This window comes from Bradyrhizobium sp. SYSU BS000235 (assembly GCF_049747295.1).
Taxonomy (GTDB): Bacteria; Pseudomonadota; Alphaproteobacteria; order Rhizobiales; family Xanthobacteraceae; genus Afipia.
The window spans coordinates 1,290,274-1,314,831 of the sequence record NZ_JBMHJM010000001.1 but is presented as its reverse complement, the minus strand read 5'-3'; the positions used below and the strand labels follow the sequence as shown (position 1 = coordinate 1,314,831).

Below are 24,558 nucleotides of genomic sequence, written 5' to 3'. Positions count from 1 at the left end.
GCGTCTGTGTCAGTGCTTCCGGGGGGGAGTTCCGGATAATGCCGATTGGATGTCCCTGATCAGTCTGGCCAATCAGACATTAACGACGCCCGCTTTGATGGATATCGTTGAACGGTATCCTGAAAGTATCCCGCAGGATGTCTGCCTTTATGTCCGCGAGATCTTCGAGCGCAACGCCGATCGCAACAACCGTCTTTCTGCGCAGCTCGCAGAAGCTCTCACAGCTTTAAACCAGGAAAAAATTACGCCTGTCCTTTTGAAAGGAAGCGCGATGCTTGTTTCATCGCTTCTCCATCGAACAGGCGCGCGTCTTATATCCGATCTGGACCTCCTGGTTTCACCGGCGGAAGCCGAGGTTGCTTCGAACTGCCTCCGCAAATTGGGCTACGACATCCATTATCAAGCTCAGGTCGGCGCGGCCAAGTGGTATGCCGATCTCAAGCGTCCAGGAGACGCAGGCATGATTGACCTGCATCAAAAACCTCCCGGTCATGGTTTCTTTTACGAGCTTTCCGGCGACGTTACACAAAACTGTCGGTTGCTGTCCTGGAGGGGGACGTCGGTTTATATCCCGTCCTCGACGTATCACGCTTTAATGCTGATCGTTCACGACCAGTTTCAGGACGCGGACTACTGGGTGGGCAAGATTGATCTTCGGCATCTCCTCGATCTGCGGGATTTTGCGCGTGAGCCGGATGGTATCGATTGGAAACATCTCGCCTTCCTTGCTCCAGGAAAGCTCGCGAGACATGCGATGGAGACGCAATTGATCGCGTTGTCCTCATTGTTGGGCGTGGATGTGCCTCCAGAATTGCGCTCGGGAGTGGTCCCTCGCATTCAGCATCGACGCCGCATGTTGCAGATTCGGCTTCCGGCTTTAAGCCGCACATTTTTACTGACAGCGTTGCTCGATTATCGCAACTATCGTGCGGTCTTGGGCGTCTCAGGTGAGGTCATGCCGGGCTTTTCGTTGACGAGGCGTGTCTTGCCCCGACTCGACACAGCCCGTTTTTTGCTGGGGCTTTCGCGGGAGCAACGTGCCGGAAAGGTATAAGGGGCGTTGTCGCAAGCGAATGGACATTTCGCGGAGACGGCCTGCAAGGCCGGACAACGGCCGGAAGATGGAATTCTGAGATCGAAGGGACGGATATCATTTCCGTCTGAAAAACAAGACCGGTTCCGGCCGGCATCGCCCAAATTGCGAATGACAAGGCCCGGGAATCCGATCGTCGAAACGTCGAATGTCAATCTCGCATCAACTGGCAGCCCGGCCTATTCCGTGTTGGCATTGTTGTGGACGATCCTGAAATCATCCATCTTGTGTCCTCGATCGAGGGCAACAACGAGCCAACGAGGCAACTTGCCGCGGCCAGACCACGTTTCAGAGGGAGACGATGGATTGCGGTATTTGGGTAATACTCTGGGGTATTTTCGTCGCGGCCGACTACCGGTGCGTGATGGTGCCTTTGACGGCGTGTCGCGAGTGATTTGACTACGATTGAGCTGGGCCAGGCGTTTTTCCAACTCCCGCTTTTCTGCGACGATTCTGTCCGTCAGGATCTCTGTGATCTCTTCGTGGAGAAGCCAGAGTTCATTGAACTGCATTTCATCCAGATCTGTATTTCGCATGGGGCTCTCGCGATCGTTGTTTATATTCGACTCAATTCCTCGATTGTTTTTATCGGTGATTGCCGACTCTTTAATCTGCGACTCAAGAGCGAGTTATTTAACCAGATTTGGGCGCGAAATATAAAATTAATTTTACAAATCTTCAGGCATTCCCCAGAAAAAAACGTAACCCTTAGAATATTCAAGGTAATGATAATTTGAATCGGGCCGTGGCAATGTCAAAATAGGGGCATTTTGTTGTGCGAAGAGCATGGCGAACGAATTCAAAATTTTAAATATTTATATCCGATAGCGGTATTTTCTTCCGCTATCTGATGGGTTGCTAAATTTAATGTGTTTGCCGTCGTCCGAACACTTGGGATTTCGTGTTCGATGATTATCATTTCGCGATGGCGATCTATTGAACCGCTCGCTGGATACCGCTGAGCGCACAGCCGCCTAGGTGATGCCGCTGTCGAGGGCCTGAAATAACCCTCAGCTTGATAATTCCTTTGGGCGTGAAGTTCGAAGGACGCTGGCAATCACACAACGATGTCAATCGTTTACTGATGGAGTTGTCGGGACTGGGAAGATCCCGGCTTGTCGCTTTAACTCTCCGGTATAAGGAGCACGTTGAACGGGAACAGCTTATGGCCTACATGTGGGGCTGGAATCAGGAATGCGGGTTTGCGCCGATGATGAAGAAGATTGATCTGGAAGGTATGTCGATTGACGCCCTTTGGAATCTCCATGAGACGGTCAGCAAGATTCTTTCTGTCCGTATCGCATCAGAAAAGCGCGAACTAGAGAAGCGATTAGCTTATCTCAATGGCGGAAAGGACGCGATTACGCAGGGTGCCGAACTGGCGTCCCGTAATGGTGAAGACAAGCCTCGCCGCAAGTATCCAGCGGTTCTTCCGAAATATCGGAATCCGTTGATGCCGTCCGAGACATGGTCCGGGCGGGGCAAGCAGCCGCGCTGGCTGGTTGCCGCGCTTAAGTCCGGCCGTAAGATCGATGATTTCAAGATTGGCGCGGGCGGGGCTGCCAAAGGCCGGCGCAGGGCCTGAATCTATTCCAATCCGGGATCGTGTATTGTCGGAGTGGCGCGGGGTGTTCTAAACCTCCTGCGCGATGCTTCTCAATAAGCGTTCCGGCAGCGCAAGACTTCCGTGAATGTTTGGAGCAGGATTGCGAAATCGAGCCTGAAACTCCAGTTATCGATGTACCAGAGGTCGAACTCAACGCGGCGTTCGATATCTGTTGAGGTCGGAGTCGCCCCTCGGCATCCGTTGACCTGCGCCCAGCCTGTCAGGCCAGGCTTGACGCGATGTCGCAGCGCATAGTTTCGGACAATTTTGTCGAACTGCGTATCGTGAGCCTCCGCATGAGGCCGTGGGCCGACCAGTGACATGCTGCCTTCCAGAACATTGAACAACTGAGGCAGTTCATCGATGCTGGTTCTACGGAGCCATTTTCCGAGCGGGGTCACCCTGTTGTCTCCGCGCTCGGCTTGGGTCACCACTGCACCGTCCTCGAGGACCGTCATCGTCCGGAATTTCAATATCTGGAAGCACCTTCCGTTGAATCCGCATCGGCGCTGCTTGAATAAAACAGGCCCTGGTGAATCCAGCTTGATGGCAATGGCGACGATGATCAGCAATGGAAGCAGAGTCAGTACGCCCATTCCTGACAGCACGATATCAATGCATCGCTTGGCCGTGTATTCGAACGGAGTGAGCGGTCCACGCTGCACTTCGATGCAGGTTGCATTGCCGAGGGTGTGGGAAGGTTGCTTGAAGATTTCGGACACTGCGCCAAGCGGGATGAGGTTGACCGGAAATGGCAGTATGCGGAGCTCGGTAATCAGGCTGCGTAGTTCGGGCCAGCGATTTAGGTCCGCGCCCACTACGATTTCTTCAACCTCGGATCCCCGAACATAAGCGATCGCGCTGGAGATGATTTTCTCGCGCCGGCGGCTGCCATGCTCGGGCGGCGGCAGTGTAAAATGGCGTTCCAAACGGAAGCCGAGGCTTGTCAGAACATGGGGCAGATTGGATTCTGCGGAGTGGCTGTGGTCCGTGATGAGAACGATTTTGCGACCCGAAAACCGCTTCTTTATCATCCCTTCGGTGAGCAGGCGACGCCACAAAAAGCGCTGAGCGATCAGTGCGCTGTAACCGAACAACGCGAACAGCAGATTTGCGCCCCGTGAAATTTCATTGCCCGTCTTTAACGCGAAGATCGCGCCCGCGAGCAAAAAAAATACAGCTATCCAGAGAACGCTGATGGCGCGCACTTGGGTGCGCAGAATGAGCAACTCCGCCGGTTTATACATCTCCCGGCTTTTCATCAGTGAAATGAAGAGGGCGGCGACGATGGCGGCCGAGCCGACGTATTCCAGAATGTCGCCGGGGGCGCCGAATGTATAGAGATGATAGCAAATGCCTGCGACAATGCTCGTAGACAGGATAACAGCCGCGTCAGCCAAGACCGTGATGATTTCGACGGAATCATAGGTGATGGGCCACTTGCGCGCCGGTGGCGACGGCTCCCGCAAGCCAGTGACGGCGACGCTTCGCGCTAGATCGATGTCACGTTTGATGAAATTCATTGCTGGCCTGTGATGGGCCGAACCCCACATTTAATATTTTAAATATGCCAAGATATTTAAAATTAGCAAGTTTTTAATAATTAAATGCATGGTATTTAAAATGCAACGAGGCATTGAGTTCTTGTTAACAAAATCGCCAATAGGATGAATGTGTTGCGGTTTTGGTGGAGCTCACGCCCTGTTTTATTTTGCTGTCGGTCATGGCGTTGTGGGAGCAGTGACGGGTGGGATTTTTCCAATCCAGGCCCTGCTAGGCTTGATGGCTCTCACGACGCTTGAAAGCATTGCCATGGCCGCCCTGTTTGGCCTGCCAGCGGGACTATGGTCGTTGGTGAATTTGGCGGCGATCCAGATCGGATATCTCGGGGGGGTCTGTGTCCGCGGCCTTCTCGAGAAGGCCGGCCTTGCCGAGTCCGGCACACGCGTTCATCACACGTGACATAGGCGATCGCCCGAAGAACGCTAACCTCTACTGCAGGCCGGCCCGCATTGCCGCAAGATAGGTCGGGTCGATCTCCGAGACCAGCCGTTCCACTGTCGTTCTACTCGCGGGCGGAGCTGCCCTGTAAGCCGCAATCAGCGCGGGCTTCAGGGCAGGTACCTTGGTAACAACGAGGCGTATGTCTCGTTTGATCAGATCCTGGATTTCAGGGTCCTTCAGGTTATTGGGCTGGAGCGAGGCCTGAAAGCGAAGCGGGAACAGCACGAGTTCATTCGGCGCCGTATAATAGGACATCTTCAGCAAGGCGGCCGGTTGAAGCCCTTGCCAATGGTACCGATCGGCCATGGCCGCCAGCATCAACCAGACATCTCCACGATGCGGAGCATAGCGGATCGCGTTTTCCAGATCCGAGCGTGTGTCATTGCTGACGCCGTCACCAGTCCCCGGAGCCGGCTCTCGCCAGAGCAGGTTCGAGTGGGTGAATGCACTCTCCGCCCACAGGTCTCCGCGAACTCGGGCGATCGAAGCACTGCGCTTTGCATTCCGCTGGTCAGCGGGATCGCCGGGAGAAGGATTTATCTGCCGGTCGGCCAGGAGTTGAACGCGAGCTGGTCGATAATATTCGGCGACAATGATCCACGCCGATAGCGAAGCCAGGATGGCACTGAAGACCAACAGTGCTGTGCGAAACCACGCTTGGGTGGGCGTCGGGTGACCCGCTGCGTATCTCGTCCGCTCGACCGAAAGCGCGACAGGTTGTGCCGGAATGTCCATCCCGTCTGCATTGCCCGAACGTTTGCTTTGAGCGAATGCCATCCCCAGCACGCAAGCAAGGAGGATGGACGCTGAAAGATAAAAAAGGCCCGCATTTGCGAATGAGGCCACCAGCATTGCGACAATGCAGCCCGCGCCGCATCCGGCGTAGTAATAGTCGCGACCGCGCAACAAGGCTCTTCTGAACAGAAGGTACGCGCCGAATACGGTCACGATGATCAGTCCGTATAAAAATGGGCGCCCCATCTCGGTAGCCACCAGCGCCGTCGTGGCAGGAGCGAGTATCGTCTGCAGGCTATCCGTGTCACGATAGATGGGTAAGACCGCCTCAAAAGTTCCGGCGCCTGTTCCACTCAAGCCGGCATCCGCCAGGATGCGGTCCGCGGTGGCGACCATCGGTGCAGGCTGAGTTGAGAACCATAGCGTGGGATCAACGCCTTGGTGATTAGGATTGGCCGAGAAGAAGCCCACCAGCCCTATGACGATAGCGGCGGCGAGGCCGCATTGGCCCCACAAGCCCAAGCGCCACTTTCGAATGGCGACGACACTCATCAGAACGCCGAGCCCGCACGCAGTCGCGAACAGCATCATGGCGTCGGCATCGACCATGAGGGCCAATAGGCAAATGGCTAGGCCAGCAATGGGAATGATCCGCGCGTAGTTCGTTGGATTGGCGGCGGTCTCGCGGTTTGCCGGGTGCGTTCGAGCACGTTCGGAGATATGAATGATGTTGGTCGCCGATAGGATCGTACCGATCGCAGCGACGTTCATCGCTTGCGAACGCAGGGAAGAGAGATCCGCTGACGCTGTGTGAAAATAGCCAAGATCCAGACAGAGCAGTCCCGCGGCTATCGCGATCGTCGACGCCGTGAGGAGAAGCAGGATGACTTCCGCTCGGTGGCGATCGAGAGCAACGGCTGTTGCAATCATCGCAACGGATAACACCAGGGCGTATTGCGAAAGACTCAGCAGGGTGGTGCCGATATCCAGACTTATTGCGCCGACAAGCGGCTTGCCAAGGGCCCCGGACGCGCTCGCCCAGGCAGAATGGGCAAGCGATCGACTGGGAATCGGCATGATCTGAACGAGCATCCAAGCGCATGGGATCAAGAGAAGCGGTGCAATGGGCTCGACCAGTTGAGCGAGCCGCCGAAGATCGCCGGCGTGAAAGGTGAGGGCGATGAGTGCAGTCGCCGTGGCGGCGTTTGCCAGGATCAGCCCGTAGACAAACATACTATCGATGATTGTGAGCACCGGCGTGATCACGATCAACGAGGCAAGAATCGTGAAGACTGCAGTCACCGTGCATTCCCACCGTAATGGCAGTGGTCAAAATCGCGGCCTTGGTCTGCCAATCATCAATTAATCAAACACTTTATACTTTCAATCGCGAGACGGTCCGGCGGGCCTTTGCTCGAAAGTCGCCGAGATTTCAAGGCCCCGGGGTCGTAATGGGAGTTGGCGTATTGATGATGGCCGCCGAGCCTCCCTTGGCCACGGCGCTCAAGGTATAAGCGTTGGTTGCATAAATAATTGGATCGTTGGCTGTTGCCATAATTGTTCGCAGGAAGTTCAGGAACTTCGTGGTCTCGACCGACGACGCGTTCGAGATGTAGATCACGTCCTTGTTCCGGATTTCGAACGACTGCGCCAGGAAGTAGCCCGACGGATCTCTGAAATTCACGTGATAGATAATCGGAATAATCGGCCCCTGGAATTTGGAGCAATCGACGCCAAGGCGCTCGGCAACTTCGCGCGGTTCGCCGCGATAAAGGAATACGGAGGCGGGGTCTGCGAGGGCGTCGTTGAGGCCGCCGTGTTTTCCAGCAGCCTCGGCAAGCGAAATCCGCCAGGCATCAAACTTATACTGTCCCTGGGTGCCCGCAGCTCCAAACGCGACGAAGGTCTGGGGCTGGCTGTAGAGGTAGATCGTGTCGTTCGGGATAACGAAGATGTTGTTCGATGGCTCGTAGACCAATGCGCCGAACGGAACGCTCGCACGATGTCCCCCGCGCTCCATGGTCACCCAGACGTCGTAGCCTTGTGAGGCTGGGCCGCCAGCACGCGTGATCGCGTCCAGAATTCGTTCTCCGGAGGGTGCCGCCGGGAATCGACCGGCGGAGCGGACATCACCCAAGACGCTGATGAGTGAGGCCTTCTGATCGACCAGCGAAACCACCGCCTGCGGTTCGATCGCTCGGTTTTTGAGCGCGGCGACGATCGATTGCTGGATTTCAACGGGCGTTCGTCCCTTCGCGGCGATCGCGCCTGCATAAGGGACCGTGATATTGCCGTTGTTATCAACGGCTTGGTTCGGAATGGTGACGAAATTCCCGGGGCGTACGCCAGCTTCTGCGGGAATGAACAATCCGCCTGCGGCAGCCTCGAAGATCGTCACACTGACAGTATCGCCAAGGCCAAAGCGGAATGCCTTGGGCGGTGTTCGATTTGCGAATGCGCTTGAAAGCCTTGGGGTATATTGCCCCAGGATCCGGACCGTCTCGGGGGTCAGCTTAACGAGCCCGTACGGAAGGCTGTCGGGCTCCGTAGGCCGGCTCATCAGAACATCCATGCTCTGCGGGCCGCTTGTCGGCATGATTGTGCAACCGCCACATAAAGCAGAAGCGACGATGAAGCCTACCGTTACCTTGTGATGCACCGCGCGGAACAGAATTAAATCCCCAAATCTAAGTCCCAAGCCAGCAGCAGGTTCGCACTATGTCGCGATTCAGGCTAGTGCTCTTGCAGCCGCCGCTTACGAGAGCTTCCCCTTGTGGCTTACCTGCAACATGGCAGGTGCGGCGCAGCACGATTATCCGGTAAAATAATACTTCGACCGTCGTCCGTTCAAGACGTGTAGCCGTACCGGGTATAATGCTTATTGCTGTAATAATCGTTATGATAATTGTCGTAGCGTTTAATTGCCTGCATGTCGGTTTTGGTGAGGACGGCGCCGATCAACGCTTCATGCAGATTGGGCGCGGTATGCAGCGCATGCTGGACGACATCTATCTTCGTTGCCCCCCATTCAATTGCCAAAACAAAACAATCGATTAGCGGCGCCGTCGCACGGACGTCGATGATCGGCGCGAGGGGTGGAAGGTCGACGACGACATAGTCGTAAGCCGTTCGCAAGGCGTCAAACAGCTTCTTGGTCGGCGCGGCCGAGAGCACCTCGCTGGTGTGGAGGATCGGCTTCTTTTTGACGGTCGGCAGGAAGGTGAGATTGGTCTTCGGATCCCTCCAGACGGCTTCGTCTAAAGTGCATCTCCCGGAAATGACCTCGATGATGCCGGCGCCCGCGACGGGTGAAAGGCTGCGGGAGAGCGATGGATTTCTAAGGTCGCAGTCGACGAGAATGACGCGCGCCCCGGCGTGAGCCATCAACTGAGCCAGTGCAGCCGCAACCGTCGATTTCCCTTCATTGGGAAGCGACGAGGTGATCCCGACCACCTTATTCGAGGCATTGCTCGCGTTCAGATCGACGGCCAGTTTAATGGAGCGGATCGATTCCGCGAAACGCGACAGCGGCATTTCGGTCGCAGCCCAGAAAACCCCCGAGCGCCGCACGATGGCCCTCTGCTCAAACGCCTTGTCGGACTGCTGTTCGCGGGTCACTTGCTTCGGTTTGGGTTCTTTCAAAAGTGGAACCAGGGAGATGCACGGCAAGTGCAGCGTGCTCTCCACCTGAGCTGCCGTGCGGAAAACCCGGTCCATGATGTCGCGGAGGAATCCGAGCGCTGTACCGAGCCCCAGTCCGCCGAAAAGTCCAAGTAAAAGGATAAGTTTCGACTTCGGCTTGCTCTTGGTGAGCGGCGGAGATGCCGCTGAAATCACCCGAGCCTCCGTAATCGGAAACGTTTCCTGCTGGACCGCGCCCATGTAGCGTTGAAGGAAACTCTCGTAGAGGCTTCGATAGCCCTTCGCGCTGGTTTCGAGTTCGCGCATGGTCGATTCGGCTGAGTTCGTCGTCCGTGCCTGCGATACGGCTTGCGCAAGCTGTTTCTCTATCTCGTCTTGACGCTGTTTGGCGACTTCATAGTCGCTCCTGCTTGTTTCCGCGAGGCGCCGGACTTCCTCGATAATGGACTTGCGGATATCGCGCATTCTTGTTCGCAGATTCACCACCGCGAGATGGTCCCGCCCAAAACGGGTCGCCCATTCGCCCTCTCGTCTTGCGTACTCGAGATACTGCTGGCGAAGGTTCGTGATGATGGAGCTGTTCAGCGTATCTGAAACGGCCGCATCCAGGCTGGCGCTGGTGCCGTCACCATCCGCGTCACTCATGCGCAGCGTGGTTTGAAACCTGTTCAGCCGGGCCAATGCGTCGGACGTTTGGGCGCGGGCGGCCACCAATCGGCTGTTGAAGTCGGAGACCTGCTGGTCGTCCATCAGCTTGCCGCCGGCGGCAATAATATTGTTCTGCGATTTAAACGCATTGACGGCTTGCTCTGCGGTCAGGGCCTGTTGCCCCAGTTCACGCAGACGTCCCTGCAGCCACGTGGTGGCCTGCCGGTTGGCTTCAAATTTGGCGTTGAGCTGGTCGGCGATGTAGGTGTTGGCCACGGCATTGGCTATCTCGGCCGCACGCTCCGGGCTACTCGAATTGAAACTGATCTCAATAACGGAGCTGTACCCCATGCGGTCGGCTTTGAGCCTCGCCTCGAACGCGTCAATCAATCCATCATCAGGCCCTTGGTCCGGTCGGACTTCGCGTTTTGGAACCGGCGGCTTTGGCGAGGCAAACAGACCTCTGATGCGCGCAAACAGTTTGGGCACAGGTTGTGCCGATCCATCAAAATCAGGGTCTTCTGCCAGTTTGAGCTGGTTGATCACCGCAATGGCAATCGCCTTGGATTTGAGGATCTGAAGCTGATTCTCGAACTGGGCTCGATCGAGTGGCGAATCCGCGAGAATGGTTTGCTGTTGGAAATACTCGGCCTTCGGGTTCGCAAACAGAACCTTGGCCTGACCGGTATAGGTCGGAGGAGTGATCCGCAGGTAGATCACACTCAGCGCGACCGCGAGCGCTGTGACGAATAAAATCAGCAGGTATTGCCGTCTCAGGAAGCCGAAGGCGTAACTCACGAGGTCGCCGAGGCTTCCCTGTTCGCCTTGATCCCACGCGGGTTCATTTCCCGCCAGTGAGCGCGATCGGTCGGCTTGAAGCATATGAAGCATTTAAATGGTCCATTTACCTGGCAATTTCGGGGATCGCGTAAGTGGCTCTGAGTAGCGCCTTTACCATTAAAGTCATTATCTACCGTGAGTATTGCATTTAATTTATTTATATCCAATAATTCAAATAATGCTCGCGGAATTTAATTGTTTTACGATTAATTGAGGTTGGGGTCTTGCCGGGTCTCGCGTTCCTTGGTCAAAAAGCGGCCGTCATCTGTGTTCTGCGCGAGCTGTCGCAAGGGGGCGTCCCATGCGGCTAGACATCCAGACCCTGCCAATTCCTGACGTGAAATTGATACGAACGTCTCGCATCGCCGACGTCCGCGGCTATTTTTGCGAGACCTATGTCCGGCCGGCGTTTTTCGAGCACGATCTCGATTACGATTTTATCCAGGATAATCAGTCGAGCTCTGCACGAGCCGGAACCATTCGAGGTCTCCATTTTCAGCAACCGCCATTTGCGCAGGCAAAGCTTGTTCGTGTGCTCAACGGCCGAATTCTCGACGTGGTTGTTGATCTTCGTCGGTCGTCCGCGAGCTATGGACAGCATGTTGCGGTCGAGTTGAGTGATACTGACGACGATCAGCTTCTTGTACCGGCAGGGTTTGCGCACGGCTTCTGCACATTAGAGCCGAATACTATCGTTCTTTACAAAGTCGATGCAGTCTATTCGGCAGCTCATGATCGGGGCCTCAATTGGGCCGATCCCAAACTTGCAATCAAATGGCCGGTCACGATGGAAAACGCGGTCCTCTCGGACAAGGATCGTAAATTGCCGATGCTTGATGAACTAACGCCTGTGTTTGATTAGACCGGTGGAGTGTTCGCGTGCGTGTATTGGTAACAGGCGGAGCAGGATTTATCGGGTCGGCTGTTTGCCGGCTGCTGGTGAGCCGGTATGGGATATCGGTCGTTAATCTCGACAAGCTGACATATGCCGCGAATCCCTGTTCTCTCGATTTGATTGCCGCAGATCGGAGATATGTTTTCGAGCGCGCCGACGTCTGCGACCGCTCGGCGCTGGATGCGATTTTTACGAAGTATTGCCCGACCGCGGTGATTCATCTCGCCGCCGAAAGCCACGTCGACCGCTCGATCACGGGAGCCGCGGCGTTCATCGATACGAATTTCGTCGGAACGTATCAGCTCTTGGAAGCCGCACGGCATTATTACGCGACGTTGACGCCGGACCGTCGCAAGGAATTTCGATTTGTGCATGTCTCGACTGACGAGGTCTATGGCTCGCTCGGCGCTGAAGGGCGCTTTTGCGAAGACACGCCATATCGTCCGAGCTCTCCCTATTCGGCCAGCAAGGCTGCTTCGGATCACCTCGCGCATGCCTGGTTCAAGACCTACGATTTGCCCGTCATTGTTTCCAACTGTTCCAACAACTATGGACCCTACCAATTCCCCGAGAAGCTCATTCCGCTGATTATTCTCAATGCGATCGAAGGGAAGCCGTTGCCGGTCTATGGGCAGGGCACCAATGTTCGCGACTGGCTCTATGTCGAAGATCATGCGGAGGGGCTGATCACTCTGCTCTCCAATGGACGGCCAGGAGAAAAATACAACTTTGGCGGCGACAGCGAACGGACCAACCTCGAGGTCGTCGAGCGGATCTGTTCGACCCTCGATGACGTGAGCCCCGGCCCGCAGCCGAGACGATCCCTCATCAAATTCGTCGCTGACCGGCCAGGGCACGATCTGCGCTACGCGATCGACGCCTCCAAAGCGCACCGCGAACTCGGCTGGAGACCGCGTCAGACATTCGATGATGGAATTGAGAAAACCGTACACTGGTATCTCGAGAACAACGCATGGTGGGGACCGTCGCGACAGACGGTCTACAAGGGAGAGCGTCTTGGCCTTGCCGAAGCATCGCTCTGAACGTCCATGGGCTGACCGCCCAATCTTTGTTGCCGGCAAGAGCGGACAGCTGGCGCATTGCCTGCACGAAGTGGAATCCCCGGCATGCTGAAAGGAATCGTTCTCGCAGGCGGCAGTGGAACGCGGCTTTATCCAATCACGCGCGGCGTGAGCAAGCAGCTATTGCCCGTCTATGACAAGCCGATGATCTATTATCCGCTGTCGACCCTTATGCTTGCAGGCATTCGCGATATTCTTATCATCACGACGCCGGAAGATCATTGTCAGTTCGAGCGCCTGCTCGGAGACGGCAGTCAATGGGGCATTCACCTGTGTTATGCGGAGCAGTCAAAGCCCGCCGGGCTGGCGGAAGCGTTTATCATTGGAGCGGATTTTATCGGCGATGACCGGGTCGCCATGGTGCTCGGCGACAACATTTTTTTTGGCCATGGACTGCCGGACATGTTGAAGGCGGCTGTTCGGCGGGAGGAGGGCGCAACGGTCTTCGCCTATCACGTCCGTGATCCGGCCCGCTATGGCGTTGTGACATTTGACGGCGATGACAGGCCCATCAGCATCGAGGAGAAACCGCTGCAGCCGCGTTCGAACTGGGCGGTCACGGGTTTGTATTTTTTCGACAACGATGTGGTGCGCTTCGCCAAGGACGTGAAGCCGTCAGCACGTGGCGAGCTTGAAATCACGGATCTTCAGCTGCGCTACCTTTCGACCGGTGCGCTCCATGTTGAAAGAATGGGTCGTGGGTTTGCGTGGCTCGATACCGGAACGTTCGAATCGTTGATCGACGCTGCAAGCTTTGTTCAGACCCTTGAGACCAGGCAGGGGATGAAGGTCGCCTGTCTGGAAGAGATCGCGTTTCGGCAGGGATTTATCGATCGCGGTCAGGTCCTGAGCCTCGCAAAGTCACTCGAGAAAAGCGGTTATGGCAATTACCTGGCCGGTATTGTCGAAGCATACAGATGCGGTGATGCCCGATGAACATCAGCCCTGAGTTTAACGGGAAACGTTGTCCAGAAAGGCCCGGTCGCAATTCACCGCTGATCGATTATGCCTTGCACGGGCTCCAGCAATGCTGGATGCCAGACCTTGGCCGCTGGTCGCACATCTATCACCTTGATGGGCGGCCTCAGCCGAACGAATCCGTGCCGCACAGTGATGTGTTCTACACACTCAACGTGCTTCTGGGACTATCGCGGGTGAAGCACGTTCCGGAACAAATCGACCGGGCGGCGATTTTTGAGCAGAATGTATCGCTGCTGCCGAACTTACCCGTCAGGGACTATGCTTATGGCATGGCGCTGTGGACGGCAGCGGAATCGGGATTTGAAATCCCCGGCGACATTGCGCGTCATATCGATAAATTGCTCTCGGACAGAGACAATTGGCGCCGATTTAAGGCGCAAGATCTCGGGATGCTGCTGACGGGAGTCATTGCTCAGCTGAAGGCGGGCGAAGAACGTTGGCGGAAGTTTGCTCAGCCGTTGTTTTCTTTTCTTGCGGAACGATATCACAGCAAGTCCGGATTATTCTTCGATGCGTCCGTCGGCTATCGGCGCCGATTTGCGTCCTTCGCGACACAGACCTACCTGACGCTGGCGTGTTTTCATTATGGCGAGTTTACGGGGGACAGGACTGCAATTGCTATGGCGAGGTCATGTACGCGTGACCTGATCAGTCTGCAGGGCCCGCGCGGCGAATGGCCCTGGTTCTTCGATGCCGCGCAGGGGCAGGTTCTCGATTTTTACGAGGTTTACTCGGTCCATCAATATGGAATGGCGCCCGCATTTCTCGAATTGGCGGAACGGCACGATGTGCCCGTTGCGAAGGCAGCCTTGATCAAGGGCTTCCGATGGGTGTTGGGACACAATCAACTGCAGCGATCGATGTTGGTGCCTGAGCTGCACTTGTCCATTCGCTCGCAGGTCCGCGGCGGTGAACTGCGCACCAACAAACTGCGGATGATACGCGCGGTGCAGCACGCATATTTACCCCGGCCGGCTCGCCTGATCGATTCCGCAAACGTGGCCTTGCGCATGGAATGCCGGAGCTACGAACTAGGTTGGATTCTGTGGTCATTTGGCCAACGAGTGGATTTGACCGAGCTGACTCACGCGCAGGAGTTCACGAAATCCTGATCCGGCGCAGCTTGAGCGCATCGCTATTGAAATGGGCGATCAAACCCCCGCTTCGCGATTCCAGACCACGGTTTTGCTCTCTCGCAGAAGGCTGAGCATTTTTCGCGCGCGGTGAGCGCGAATGGCCACAAGGACCAGGATCGCTTTGCTGCGCGCGGCTATGCCCTCGATCCGATCGCTCGCGATGACTTTTGTGAAGTCAATCATCGGAGATGCCAACACAGCCAGCGCGCGGGCGGTCCAGCGCAGTTTCCAGCCCGGCTTCTCCTGAGCCATGTTCAAGTAATGTTGAATCTGGCGATCCCACTTCACGCAGAGTTCCTGAAGCGATCGCCGCGCCGGATGGAAGACGATCATCTCCGGCACATAGCGAAACTGCAGGCCGGTGCTCAATGCGCGGCGTCCCCAGTCCATGTCTTCTGCGACGTGAATGCCTGCGAACGGACCAACCTTGTCAAAATCGGATCGGCGAACCACCAGATTGCCGGTTCCGGAAAAGCCGTGCTGTTCGATATAGAGCTTGAAGCGATAGGCGAAGACGCCCTCATAGGCTTCGATTGCGGTGTAGGCCTTGTCTTCTCGCCAGATCCTGACGTCGCCACCGAGAATGGTCCGATCTGGAGAGGTTCGAAACGCCCGCTCTGCGCTGAGAAGCCAATCCGGATGCGCGCGGCAATCGGCGTCAATGAATGCGAGGAATTCACCGGATGCTTCGCGGGCGCCGGTATTGCGCGCTGGCCCCGGACCTGGCTGAGATTCACTCAACAGACGTACACCGGAGTGACGGGCGATCACCTCGTGCGGCGGCGAAGCCGATCCATTGTCGACCACGATAATCTCGAAACATGTTCGATCGAGCCGCTGCGCATCGAGGCTGGCCAGACAGGCCTCGAGTTCACCGCTCTGATTTAGATGCGGGATGATGACTGAAAATAGCGGTCTATCCATTTCCATACGGGTTCCTGCCGAGATCTTCGCTGCACACCGCGTTCGTTCATCCGTGCGTGGTCAAGACGATCGTGAGCTTCCGCATTAACGCTGATTCACGAGTTTCGATTATTTTCCGTTTTATATATCAAATTAAATCCGGATTTCTTGTAATTAAATAATTAAAGGTATAGCCTGTTTTCCGCAGTGCGGTTAATTGCCGTAAATATTAGATAACCACCTGATTTGTATATTGTTTTCATTGCTCGTGTTTTCGGAGTGAAAAATGCGGGAAAATCTCTTGGGGTGTCCAGTTGATATTCTGTCGATGGCCGAAACCGTCGATCTTGCTCGCGATGCGATGCGCAGCCGTATCAGGTTGCAACACGTCGCGCTGAATGTCGCGAAACTTGTGAATGCGCGTTGGGACCCCGTGCTTTCGGCGGATGTTGCCGAGAGCGATGTGATCGGAATCGACGGAATGGGAATTGTATGGGCGGCTCGACTTGTCGGGTTGCCCGTCAAGGAACGTGTTTCCGGCGTGGACCTGCTGAACGAATTGCTCGGTGTCTGCGCGAAGGAAGGATTCAGGCCTTACTTTCTCGGTGCGACGCATGAGGTTTTGCAGCGGTCCGCAGCGCGGGTCCTCGATCAGTATCCGACCCTCCAGTTTGCGGGGTTGAGAGACGGCTATTTCTCACCGGAACAGGAGCCCGAGATCGTCGACGGGATTCGAGCCAGCGGAGCAGACTGTCTGTTTATTGGAATGCCGACGCCGCGGAAGGAAAGATTTCTCGCGGCACATCGGGATGAGTTGAACGTCCCCTTCATCATGGGCGTCGGGGGCTCGTTCGACATCCTGTCCGGCCAAACGCAGCGCGCTCCGGTTCATATGCAGAACGCAGGGCTTGAGTGGCTCTATCGCATCTATCAGGAACCACGGCGGATGTGGTGGCGCTATGCGAAGACCAACACGGTATTCGCCGGAATTCTCGCACGCGCGGTTGTTGAACACAGCCTGCATGGAGTTCTGGGGCAGCGAAGTGCGCCAGTCAGTTCTACGACCCGGTCGAGGGGGTAGGGCGTGCAGAAGCAAGGTGTGTTGTAGGGGCGCGTATCGATGTCTGAATTTGAAAAAGTCGCCGTCGTCGGTCTTGGTTATATCGGTTTGCCGACGGCCGCGTTGATTGCCAGCCGCGGCTTCAAGGTTATTGGCGTCGATACCAATCCGGATATCGTCAAGACGGTGGCGTCCGGCGCTATCCATATCATCGAGCCGGATCTCGATGGTCTCGTTCAGAAAGTCGTGTCAAACGGATCGCTGACGACGACCAATGAGCTGGTGCCGGCCGATGTCTTCATGATCGCGGTGCCGACCCCCATCGATGAGGAGAACCATCCTGATCTCTCCTGCGTGATGGCCGCGGTCGATCGCATTGCCGATATTCTCGTCCCAGGCAATCTGCTGATCCTGGAATCGACGTCGCCGATTGGGACAACCGAAAAGATTGCGAAGAAGATTTTAGAGAAGCGGCCAGACCTCAGTGTCGGTGCGACGAACGGCGGCTCCGGCATTCATGTGGCGTATTGTCCTGAGCGCGTTTTGCCGGGACGAATTCTTTCGGAACTCGTGAACAACGATCGCTGCATCGGCGGCATCAGCTCTGCATGCGCGCGACGTGCTCAACGGTTTTACAAGATGTTCGTCAGAGGGGCTTGCGTTGCGACGACGGCACGCACGGCCGAGCTGGTGAAGCTGACGGAAAATGCCTATCGGGACACCAACATTGCCTTCGCCAATGAACTGTCCATGATTTGCGACCGCCACGACATCAATGTCTGGGAGGTCATCGATCTCGCCAACCGGCATCCCAGGGTGAACGTGCTGCGGCCGGGGCCGGGGGTCGGCGGCCACTGTATCGCGGTTGATCCGTGGTTCATCATCGATTCCGCGCCGGACCTTGCGCGGGTGATGAGGACCAGCAGGGAGGTCAACAATCAGAAGACGGCCACAATCGTTGAGCGTGCCGTCGCGTTGATCGACGATCACCCTTACGCAAATGTTGCGTGTTGCGGCTTGGCCTTCAAAGCGAATGTCGACGATCTGCGGGAAAGCCCCGCGCTCGAAATCGCGCTGCATCTGGCGGAAAAGTACGGTTCACGTATCAAGGTCGTTGAACCCAATATCCGTCGTCTTCCTCAGGACTTGGCGAAACACGGCGCTGAAATGATGGGCGTCGATGAAGCCTTGCGGTCTTGCGAGATCGCTCTCCTTCTGGTCGATCACGACGAATTCAAGATGACGCCGATCGCCGAGCGTCGGCATCTCGACGTGATCGATACCCGCGGCATCTGGCAGGACATGCCGATCAGAACGTGATGTTCGTATCGCCAAGTTTTCATTCATATTTGAGCATGTGAGTATCAGATGCAAAACGGATTGATAGGCATCGGGGTTATCGGATACGGCTATTGGGGTCCGAACCTCGTACGTAATTTCATGAACGGTGACGTAGCGCGTGTGATCGCCGTCAGCGATCTCGATCCGGCCAAACTTACCGCCAGCAAGCGGCTTTATCCCGGATTGGAGACGACAACCAACTTCCGCGACCTGCTCAAGAATCCAGCTGTCGACGCGGTTGCGATCGCGACGCCGGTCCACACGCACTATGAGCTTGCGCTCGCCGCACTGAAGGCGGGAAAGCACGTCTTCGTGGAGAAGCCCCTGGCGGAAACGTCCGAACAAGTTCTTCACCTGATCGAGGAAGCAGACCGGCGGAAGCTGACGTTGATGGTCGATCACACCTTCCTTTATACGCCGGCTGTTCAGAAGATCCGCCAGCTCGTGGAAGAGCAAGCCCTGGGTGACATCTATTACTACAATGGCATCCGGGCGAGCTTAGGTCTGTTTCAGAGCGACGTGAACGTGATCTGGGATCTCGCCGTTCATGACATTTCCATCATCCAGCACATTTTCGATCAACAGCCGATCGCGGTTTCCGCGACGGGCACATGCCATGTGGCCGGAACGCCTGAAAATATGGCGCACGTCGCGCTGTTCTTTCAGAACAACTGCGTCGCGCACATCAGCGTCAACTGGCTCTCACCGGTCAAGATTCGGCAGACCCTCGTGGGCGGCAGCCGCAAGATGATCGTGTATGACGATCTCGAGCCGACCGAGAAGATCAAGGTCTACGATAAGGGCATCACCGTCAACGGATCTGCGGAAAAAGCCCGTCAGCTGCGCATTGGATATCGCGCGGGCGACATGTGGGCGCCGCATCTTGCCGCGAAGGAGGCGTTGCAGACCGAAGCGGAGCACTTCATCGATTGCCTGTGCAACGGGAAGACGCCGATTTCAAACGGAACGAGCGGGCTTCGCGTCATCGAGATTCTGGAGGCCGCATCCCGGTCAATTGCCGCACAAGGCAAGCCGGTTCGTCTGAAATCAAACGCCAGGTTGAAAGAGGCGGCGGTGTGATTACCTCAGCCTTCGGGCTGGCGCACCTGCCCATGTCTGTCGTTCGGGAACATCGGTCAGCACAACCGACCCCATGCCGATGATCGCGTATGCGCCAATTGAGAGATTTTCGCGTATCAGGCAACCTTGACCGAGATAGGCGCCATCACCGACACGTACGCCGCCGCCGAGCGTGGCCCGACCAGCCATCGTTACGCCAGATCCAAGCGCGTCGTCATGGGTGAGCAAGACATGCGGCATTGCCACGAAATATGGCCCGATGGTGATGGGAGCGGTGACCACTGCGCCGGCCAACACGATCGAGCCTTCGCCAATGATGGTGCCTGGTGCGATCGAGGCCGCGGGATGTACGATGGTCGCCCAGCGGTCTAACGGCACAGCGAGCCGTTCGGTCAATTGCAGCCGGGCAGTCGGACGCTGCGCCGACGCAACACACGGGACGAGCGCCGCATCGGGATAATCGTGCGCCCGATCCGTTGCGCCAAGCACTGGAAGGCCGTCGACCTCTTCGCCGTGCCGCTTCGGGTTATCGTCCAGAAATCCAATGGGGCGCCAAAGATCGGGTTGGGCGCGGACTGCCACCAGGGTTTCCCTGGCCAGTCCTCCGGCGCCGAGCAACAGTAATGGTCGAGCTGTCATGCCATAGCCGTGACGTGAGAAATATCAGTGAAGAGGGGGCGGTGTTTTTGCAAAGGAAGGGTATTGCCGGCGGAGAATGCGGCCTGATACGCCGGTCGCAGTATAGGCAAAATCCTTGGCCTGCTCGAAGAGCGATGTGCGATCGTCAATCGCAGACAGATAAATATGCTCCTGTAATTTTGCGGCACGATGCAGGCTGAAACGATCGATCACCAGTTGCCGCGCCGATGCGCTGAGGTCGCGCCGCAAGTCAGCTGAGTTGGTCAACTGCTGCAGAGCCATTCCTAGTGCCGGTGCGCCGGCGCCAAGCGATCCCGGACCTGTTCCGTACCACCCTTGCTTCAAGAAGCGAGATACGCTCGCGGGCGTGAGGATTTCGCTGAAACCGTCCTCGCCGATGACGATCAGGGGCTTGCCGAAAGCCAGCGCGCGCAACGCCGAGCCACCCATTCCAATAACGATGTCCGCAGCGGCATAGGCCGTGCGCGGATCCGCCATTTCGCCGGCCAATAGGACGGCTTGCCTGCCTGCGGTCGCGTTTGCGGCGGCGGCTTGGGCCGCGACCTGGTCGTGCATGGGGCCGCCTCCAACAATCACCAGGCGAACGCGCTGCGAGCGCGCCAACTCACCGACAGCGTCACAGGCGGTTAACAATCCCTCGAGCTTAAGAGCCGACGCCAGCCGCGACACAATGACGACAAGCAGTTCATCGTCGCGAATGCCGTGGGTCTTGCGGAATTCACGGCCATCAACCAAAGCGGGATCGTCACTGTCCGTGTCGACGGGGGGCTCGAGCAGCGTGATCTTGCTGCGGCCGCCGGCGATGGCAGTTTCGCGAAGCTCTTCAGTTCCAACAATGAGATGAATGGCGCGGGGAAAGGACCACTCCACGGTCATCGCCATAATCGTTCCCACCACGGGCGTGCCACACCGAAGCTTGGGACCGAAAAAGGCCTCCATGACAGGGCCCCATTCATAACCGTGCACGAGATCAATGCGACGGTCGCGTACGACGCGGACAAGCGTGCGGGCAATTCTCGCGGACGGCCAGCCGCGAAGCATCGGGATCTCGATGTGCTCCAGATCAAGGGCGTGGACGCGATCCACCATGGGGCCGGGTTCGGAGAGCACGATGACCTCGTGTCCAAGGTCTCTCACCGCTCCGGCCAATTGTACGGCATTGAGCTGCGATCCGCCGATTTCCATGGCATGCGGATAAACAAGCACTCTCATGTGATCTGTTCCGCCTCTCAATTCTCGACTTAGATATTCTGAACGGCGAGCCATCTCGGACCTTTTGGTCCGATGTCGCGATTCTTGGGACCTATCATCAGCCCCGTCAATGAGTTAACTATTTAAATATTCGCACCATTAAATATAGCGAGATTTAAATATTATTATATGCAAGATTGTTGTAAATAGTCGGCCGGACGGCCCGTGTTGGAAACACGATTAACGCGGAATCGCCATCGCTCTATTGAGGTAGGCTGCCCGGAAATCATGACCGAAGTCCACAAACCTCTCCTGTTCTCTGCACTCGAACGGTACGGCAGCTTCCTGTTCTTTGTGGTTTCCGCAGCCATTCTCGCCCGGCTGCTGTCTCCCGAAGAATACGGCATATTCGCCCTGGTCAGCGCCCTGACGAGCGTTATCGTGGCGTACTTCCAGGAGTTCGGAGGTTCAAACTACCTCATTCAAAGACCTTCGCTGTCGGAGCAAAACATCAGGACGGCGTTTACCGTTACCTTGTTGCTATCCTTGTCCATTGCTCTGGTTCTTTTCGGATTGCGAGATCTGGCAGCGCAGTTTTTCGGACAGGATGGCGTACGGATTGGAATCGCGCTGTGTGCGCTGAATTTCGTCCTCACGCCGGTTCCCGTGACGATTTCTGCTCTGTTGCGTCGACAGATGGCATTCGGCGCGCTTGCGCGGTGTAATCTGGCCGCAAACTTTGGATCTTCCTTAAGCTCTATTGTTCTGGCGGCGGCCGGCTACAGTTTCATGGCGCCGATCCTTGGCACGATCATCGGCACGCTGATTGCGACGACCCTTTTACTGATGTGCCAACGCAACTGGAGGATCTTCAAGCCATCGCTTGTGGGCTATCGCGATGTGTTCGAATTTGGCGCTTATTCCAGTGCCGTGGTGATCGTCAATGTGTTTTACCAATGGTCCCCGCAGCTGATCCTCGGACGTATCCTCGATTTCACCGCTGTCGGCCTTTACAGCCGTGCCGTGAGCATCACCCAGGTCTTCGACCGGCTTGTTCTGCAGGTCGTCAATCCGGTGATCATGCCGGCGATTGCAGCGCATGCGCGCGCCGGCGGAGATTTAAAGAAGGCCTACCTCGACGCCGTCACGCTTGTCAGCGTCCTGCACTGGCCTTGCCTTATTTTTATTGCTTTGCAAGCCAACCACATCATCCTGGTTTGGCTTGGGCCCACGTGGGTTGACATTGTCCCACTCGTGCAAGTGCTGTGCATCGCCTCACTTTCGATGTTCGCCGCGTGCCTGACATATCCGGTCCTTGTTGCTGTTGGCAGGGTACGCGACACGTTGCTGGCGTCGTTGATTTCACTGCCGCCATCGTTGGCTGTCATCTTCGCGGCCGCTTTCTTCGGTGTGCAGGCTGTTGCCGCATCCGCTCTGTTGACGCTGCCATTCCAGGCACTGATCGCGATCTATTTTGTCGGCAGGCAGCTGTCGTTCACGGCCTCAGATTTTTTGCACGCCGTATTGAAGAGCGTTGTCGTCACCGCCTGGATGGTAGCCGGTGTCCTGCTGAGCATTCTGTGTTGCAAATACGGTGGTGCGGGGCCGATTATTGGTCTGTTGTCGGGAAGTATTCTTGCGGCGGCAGGATGGTTTGTCGGCCTGGTTCTGACCCGTCACCCGTTGCTCCCTCAGATAAGGATGGCCATCCGCGGTATACTGCCGCTCGGCCGGGCCGGCTTTCGACAATTACGGCGTCACTCAAGCTGAAGGAATAGTTCATGCCGATCGCAAAGGACGTGCAACTGGGCAAAGACGTCAAAATCTTTCACCCGGACCTAGTCAACCTGTATGGCTGCCTGATCGGCGATGAAACCAAAATTGGGACTTTCGTTGAAATTCAGGCGGGAGCAAAAGTAGGTGCCCGCTGCAAGATTTCCTCGCATTCCTTCATTTGTGAGGGGGTGACCATCGAAGACGAGGTTTTCGTCGGGCATGGGGTCATGTTCATCAACGACAAATTTCCCAGAGCGACAACGTCGACAGGCGAATTGCAGGGACCTGAGGATTGGAAGGTGGAGACCACGCGGGTTGGCCGGCGCGCGTCCATTGGATCAAATGCGACGATCCTGTGCGGTGTTATCATCGGGGAGGGCGCCGTGATCGGTGCGGGAGCTGTGGTGACCCATGACGTCGCGCCCAACATGACCGTCGCTGGATGCCCGGCACGGCCTATGAGGTCAGAATCGGGTGAGGAGGCTGAAGCGCAGACCCTTATCCCCGGCGTCTGGCCTGAAAGAATGTCCCGTTAGTATTAAATAATGCAATATTTATTTCTAGTTGCGAATTAAATCGTATTATTCTAGCGTGAAAATATATTTAATTTAGGCGCTGGATGGTCCAGCAAAAATTGTGATCGTCCATGGGCAGGATGCGTGCGCGCGATAAGAGCGTCTCAGCTTGCATCGGGTCGATGGAGACGGGGGATAGCCCTTGATACCGTTTCTCGATTTGAAAGCGCAGTACCGTCAACTCAAGCCGGAAATCGATGAGGCCATCAGCCGGGCGCTTGAAAGCGCACAGTTCGTGCTCGGTCCAGAAGTCACTTCATTCGAGGAGCGATTTGCTTCGTACTGCGGAGCCGCGCATTGCAAGGCAGTCAGCAGCGGCACATCCGCGCTGCATCTGGCGCTTTTGGCGGCGGGAGTGGGTCCCGGTGATGAAGTGATCACCGTGCCCATGACATTCGTCGCCACCACAGCGGCCATTCTTTATTCCGGCGCGAAGCCTGTCTTCGTGGACGTTCACCCTGATACCTGGACGATGGATCCGGCGTTGATTGAAGCCGCCATCACGCCGCGAACCAAGGCGATCTTGCCCGTGCATCTGCATGGGCTGATGGCCGATATGGATGCGATTACTGCGATCGCCCGGCGCCATCAGTTGATTGTCATTGAAGACGCCGCTCAGGCTCATGGTGCGGAATACAAAGGCCGCCGAGCAGGTTCGATCGGCAGTCTGGGCTGTTTCAGCTTTTATCCCGGCAAGAATCTAGGTGCATACGGTGAAGGCGGTGCTGTCGTTTGTAACGATCCCGAGCTGGCGCAACGTGTCGCGCTCTTGAGGGATTGGGGACAGGAGTCGAAATACAATCACGTTGTCGCCGGGTACAATTATCGCATGGATGGCATCCAAGGCGCGATATTGAATGTAAAGATGAAATATATCGAAGATTGGACGGAGGCGCGGAGAGCTGCAGCTGCTCGCTACGACCGTCTTCTCGAAGGCCTCTCGGTCAAGCGTCCATCCGCTGCCCCCTACATGCGGCACGTCTATCACGTCTACTCCGTCCAGCTCGCGCAACGCGATCATGTTCAGGCCGCGCTCCAGGCGGCCGGCGTCGCCACAGGAATTCACTATCCGGTACCTGTTCATCTGCAGAAGGCGTACGCGCAGTTGGGCTATCGCGCGGGTGATTTTCCGGTCACGGAAATGTTGGCTCGCCAGTTCCTTTCGCTTCCGATTTATCCGGAGCTCCAGACTGGTCAGATTTCGATGGTGACCTCCGAATTGAAGAACGCATTGCTGATAGAGGCGGCGTGATTTGTGTTCGCCCCCGCGTTGTTGGCAACGCGAATGGGTAACCGGCAAGGGGAAGTAT

21 protein-coding genes are annotated in these 24,558 nt (G+C 56.4%); 13 read left to right on the top strand and 8 right to left on the bottom strand.

Annotation, left to right across the window (positions count from 1 at the left end; genetic code table 11):
• Nucleotides 1-49: 49 nt before the first annotated feature.
• Nucleotides 50-1,054, top strand: a complete 1,005-nt coding sequence (locus tag ACP0KA_RS06040) for a nucleotidyltransferase family protein (protein ID WP_424627932.1) — start codon at nt 50-52, stop codon at nt 1,052-1,054.
• Nucleotides 1,055-1,272: 218 nt separating this feature from the next.
• On the opposite strand, the gene ACP0KA_RS06035 is transcribed toward ACP0KA_RS06040, so the two are convergent.
• The gene (locus ACP0KA_RS06035) at nt 1,273-1,629 is read right to left on the bottom strand and encodes an H-NS family nucleoid-associated regulatory protein (RefSeq protein WP_424627931.1); all 357 of its coding nucleotides are present in this window, start codon (nt 1,627-1,629) and stop codon (nt 1,273-1,275) included.
• A gap of 674 nt (nt 1,630-2,303) precedes the next feature.
• Between ACP0KA_RS06035 and ACP0KA_RS06030 the strand changes: the two genes are divergently transcribed.
• Complete coding sequence (locus ACP0KA_RS06030; RefSeq protein ID WP_424631496.1) at nt 2,304-2,678, top strand: H-NS family nucleoid-associated regulatory protein; 375 nt, start codon at nt 2,304-2,306, stop codon at nt 2,676-2,678.
• Nucleotides 2,679-2,749: 71 nt separating this feature from the next.
• Here the strand turns inward: ACP0KA_RS06030 and ACP0KA_RS06025 are convergent, their stop codons facing one another.
• Nucleotides 2,750-4,222, bottom strand: a complete 1,473-nt coding sequence (locus tag ACP0KA_RS06025; RefSeq protein ID WP_424627930.1) for an undecaprenyl-phosphate glucose phosphotransferase — start codon at nt 4,220-4,222, stop codon at nt 2,750-2,752.
• A 259-nt stretch (nt 4,223-4,481) separates the two neighbouring features.
• On the opposite strand from ACP0KA_RS06025, the gene ACP0KA_RS06020 reads away from it, so the two are divergent.
• Nucleotides 4,482-4,661: a hypothetical protein gene (locus tag ACP0KA_RS06020; RefSeq protein ID WP_424627929.1), complete on the top strand. Its 180-nt coding sequence runs from the start codon at nt 4,482-4,484 to the stop codon at nt 4,659-4,661.
• Between the two features lie 30 nt (nt 4,662-4,691).
• On the opposite strand, the gene ACP0KA_RS06015 is transcribed toward ACP0KA_RS06020, so the two are convergent.
• The 3 genes from ACP0KA_RS06015 to ACP0KA_RS06005 all read right to left on the bottom strand — a co-directional run bounded on the left by ACP0KA_RS06015 (nt 4,692) and on the right by ACP0KA_RS06005 (nt 10,610).
• Nucleotides 4,692-6,740, bottom strand: a complete 2,049-nt coding sequence (locus ACP0KA_RS06015; RefSeq protein ID WP_424627928.1) for an O-antigen ligase family protein — start codon at nt 6,738-6,740, stop codon at nt 4,692-4,694.
• A 130-nt stretch (nt 6,741-6,870) separates the two neighbouring features.
• Nucleotides 6,871-7,998 (bottom strand): polysaccharide biosynthesis/export family protein, encoded by a 1,128-nt coding sequence (locus ACP0KA_RS06010; RefSeq protein ID WP_424627927.1) that lies wholly within the window; start codon nt 7,996-7,998, stop codon nt 6,871-6,873.
• A 287-nt stretch (nt 7,999-8,285) separates the two neighbouring features.
• Complete coding sequence (locus tag ACP0KA_RS06005; protein WP_424631495.1) at nt 8,286-10,610, bottom strand: Wzz/FepE/Etk N-terminal domain-containing protein; 2,325 nt, start codon at nt 10,608-10,610, stop codon at nt 8,286-8,288.
• A gap of 259 nt (nt 10,611-10,869) precedes the next feature.
• Between ACP0KA_RS06005 and rfbC the strand changes: the two genes are divergently transcribed.
• From rfbC to ACP0KA_RS05985, 4 genes are all read left to right on the top strand, one after another.
• Nucleotides 10,870-11,430, top strand: coding sequence for a dTDP-4-dehydrorhamnose 3,5-epimerase (gene rfbC / locus ACP0KA_RS06000; RefSeq protein WP_424627926.1), 561 nt, complete (start codon nt 10,870-10,872; stop codon nt 11,428-11,430).
• Nucleotides 11,431-11,447: 17 nt separating this feature from the next.
• Nucleotides 11,448-12,506, top strand: coding sequence for a dTDP-glucose 4,6-dehydratase (gene rfbB, locus ACP0KA_RS05995; protein ID WP_424627925.1), 1,059 nt, complete (start codon nt 11,448-11,450; stop codon nt 12,504-12,506).
• An 84-nt stretch (nt 12,507-12,590) separates the two neighbouring features.
• The gene (gene rfbA / locus ACP0KA_RS05990) at nt 12,591-13,481 is read left to right on the top strand and encodes a glucose-1-phosphate thymidylyltransferase RfbA (protein WP_424627924.1); all 891 of its coding nucleotides are present in this window, start codon (nt 12,591-12,593) and stop codon (nt 13,479-13,481) included.
• Nucleotides 13,478-14,638, top strand: coding sequence for a hypothetical protein (locus ACP0KA_RS05985; protein ID WP_424627923.1), 1,161 nt, complete (start codon nt 13,478-13,480; stop codon nt 14,636-14,638). Before rfbA ends, ACP0KA_RS05985 begins: the two co-directional genes overlap by 4 nt.
• Before the next feature lie 39 nt (nt 14,639-14,677).
• On the opposite strand, the gene ACP0KA_RS05980 is transcribed toward ACP0KA_RS05985, so the two are convergent.
• Nucleotides 14,678-15,592 (bottom strand): glycosyltransferase, encoded by a 915-nt coding sequence (locus ACP0KA_RS05980; RefSeq protein WP_424627922.1) that lies wholly within the window; start codon nt 15,590-15,592, stop codon nt 14,678-14,680.
• A gap of 259 nt (nt 15,593-15,851) precedes the next feature.
• Here ACP0KA_RS05980 and ACP0KA_RS05975 point away from each other — a divergent pair, with 259 nt between their 5' ends.
• The 3 genes from ACP0KA_RS05975 to ACP0KA_RS05965 are packed head-to-tail and all read left to right on the top strand — an operon-like array spanning nt 15,852 to nt 19,046.
• Nucleotides 15,852-16,646 carry a WecB/TagA/CpsF family glycosyltransferase gene (locus ACP0KA_RS05975; protein WP_424627921.1) on the top strand — a complete coding sequence of 265 codons (795 nt, stop codon included), beginning with the start codon at nt 15,852-15,854 and terminating at the stop codon, nt 16,644-16,646.
• 39 nt (nt 16,647-16,685) lie between these two features.
• The gene (gene wecC / locus ACP0KA_RS05970; protein ID WP_424627920.1) at nt 16,686-17,945 is read left to right on the top strand and encodes a UDP-N-acetyl-D-mannosamine dehydrogenase; all 1,260 of its coding nucleotides are present in this window, start codon (nt 16,686-16,688) and stop codon (nt 17,943-17,945) included.
• Between the two features lie 60 nt (nt 17,946-18,005).
• Nucleotides 18,006-19,046, top strand: a complete 1,041-nt coding sequence (locus tag ACP0KA_RS05965) for a Gfo/Idh/MocA family protein (RefSeq protein ID WP_424631494.1) — start codon at nt 18,006-18,008, stop codon at nt 19,044-19,046.
• Here the strand turns inward: ACP0KA_RS05965 and ACP0KA_RS05960 are convergent, their stop codons facing one another.
• Nucleotides 19,047-19,685: a NeuD/PglB/VioB family sugar acetyltransferase gene (locus ACP0KA_RS05960; protein ID WP_424627919.1), complete on the bottom strand. Its 639-nt coding sequence runs from the start codon at nt 19,683-19,685 to the stop codon at nt 19,047-19,049.
• Nucleotides 19,686-19,709: 24 nt separating this feature from the next.
• Complete coding sequence (locus tag ACP0KA_RS05955) at nt 19,710-20,918, bottom strand: glycosyltransferase (protein ID WP_424627918.1); 1,209 nt, start codon at nt 20,916-20,918, stop codon at nt 19,710-19,712.
• A 267-nt stretch (nt 20,919-21,185) separates the two neighbouring features.
• On the opposite strand from ACP0KA_RS05955, the gene ACP0KA_RS05950 reads away from it, so the two are divergent.
• The 3 genes from ACP0KA_RS05950 to ACP0KA_RS05940 all read left to right on the top strand — a co-directional run bounded on the left by ACP0KA_RS05950 (nt 21,186) and on the right by ACP0KA_RS05940 (nt 24,500).
• The gene (locus tag ACP0KA_RS05950) at nt 21,186-22,667 is read left to right on the top strand and encodes an oligosaccharide flippase family protein (RefSeq protein WP_424627917.1); all 1,482 of its coding nucleotides are present in this window, start codon (nt 21,186-21,188) and stop codon (nt 22,665-22,667) included.
• Nucleotides 22,668-22,678: 11 nt separating this feature from the next.
• Nucleotides 22,679-23,209, top strand: a complete 531-nt coding sequence (locus tag ACP0KA_RS05945) for an acyltransferase (RefSeq protein ID WP_424627916.1) — start codon at nt 22,679-22,681, stop codon at nt 23,207-23,209.
• A 181-nt stretch (nt 23,210-23,390) separates the two neighbouring features.
• Entirely contained in the window at nt 23,391-24,500 is a 1,110-nt protein-coding gene (locus tag ACP0KA_RS05940) for a DegT/DnrJ/EryC1/StrS family aminotransferase (RefSeq protein WP_424627915.1), read from the top strand.
• Nucleotides 24,501-24,558 lie beyond the last annotated feature (58 nt).

Excerpts from the sequence above, each read along its gene's own strand:
- ACP0KA_RS06040 (WP_424627932.1), top strand. The coding sequence starts at position 50 with ATGTCCCTGATCAGTCTGGCCAATCAGACATTAACGACGCCCGCTTTG.
- ACP0KA_RS06025 (WP_424627930.1), bottom strand. The coding sequence starts at position 4,222 with ATGAATTTCATCAAACGTGACATCGATCTAGCGCGAAGCGTCGCCGTC.
- rfbA (WP_424627924.1), top strand. The coding sequence starts at position 12,591 with ATGCTGAAAGGAATCGTTCTCGCAGGCGGCAGTGGAACGCGGCTTTAT.
- ACP0KA_RS05950 (WP_424627917.1), top strand. The coding sequence starts at position 21,186 with ATGACCGAAGTCCACAAACCTCTCCTGTTCTCTGCACTCGAACGGTAC.
- ACP0KA_RS05980 (WP_424627922.1), bottom strand. The coding sequence starts at position 15,592 with ATGGAAATGGATAGACCGCTATTTTCAGTCATCATCCCGCATCTAAAT.
- rfbC (WP_424627926.1), top strand. The coding sequence starts at position 10,870 with ATGCGGCTAGACATCCAGACCCTGCCAATTCCTGACGTGAAATTGATA.
- ACP0KA_RS05960 (WP_424627919.1), bottom strand. The coding sequence starts at position 19,685 with ATGACAGCTCGACCATTACTGTTGCTCGGCGCCGGAGGACTGGCCAGG.
- ACP0KA_RS05975 (WP_424627921.1), top strand. The coding sequence starts at position 15,852 with ATGCGGGAAAATCTCTTGGGGTGTCCAGTTGATATTCTGTCGATGGCC.
- ACP0KA_RS06020 (WP_424627929.1), top strand. The coding sequence starts at position 4,482 with ATGGCTCTCACGACGCTTGAAAGCATTGCCATGGCCGCCCTGTTTGGC.
- ACP0KA_RS06005 (WP_424631495.1), bottom strand. The coding sequence starts at position 10,610 with ATGCTTCAAGCCGACCGATCGCGCTCACTGGCGGGAAATGAACCCGCG.
- ACP0KA_RS05945 (WP_424627916.1), top strand. The coding sequence starts at position 22,679 with ATGCCGATCGCAAAGGACGTGCAACTGGGCAAAGACGTCAAAATCTTT.
- ACP0KA_RS06030 (WP_424631496.1), top strand. The coding sequence starts at position 2,304 with ATGATGAAGAAGATTGATCTGGAAGGTATGTCGATTGACGCCCTTTGG.
- wecC (WP_424627920.1), top strand. The coding sequence starts at position 16,686 with ATGTCTGAATTTGAAAAAGTCGCCGTCGTCGGTCTTGGTTATATCGGT.
- ACP0KA_RS05955 (WP_424627918.1), bottom strand. The coding sequence starts at position 20,918 with ATGAGAGTGCTTGTTTATCCGCATGCCATGGAAATCGGCGGATCGCAG.
- ACP0KA_RS05985 (WP_424627923.1), top strand. The coding sequence starts at position 13,478 with ATGAACATCAGCCCTGAGTTTAACGGGAAACGTTGTCCAGAAAGGCCC.
- ACP0KA_RS06010 (WP_424627927.1), bottom strand. The coding sequence starts at position 7,998 with ATGAGCCGGCCTACGGAGCCCGACAGCCTTCCGTACGGGCTCGTTAAG.
- ACP0KA_RS06035 (WP_424627931.1), bottom strand. The coding sequence starts at position 1,629 with ATGCGAAATACAGATCTGGATGAAATGCAGTTCAATGAACTCTGGCTT.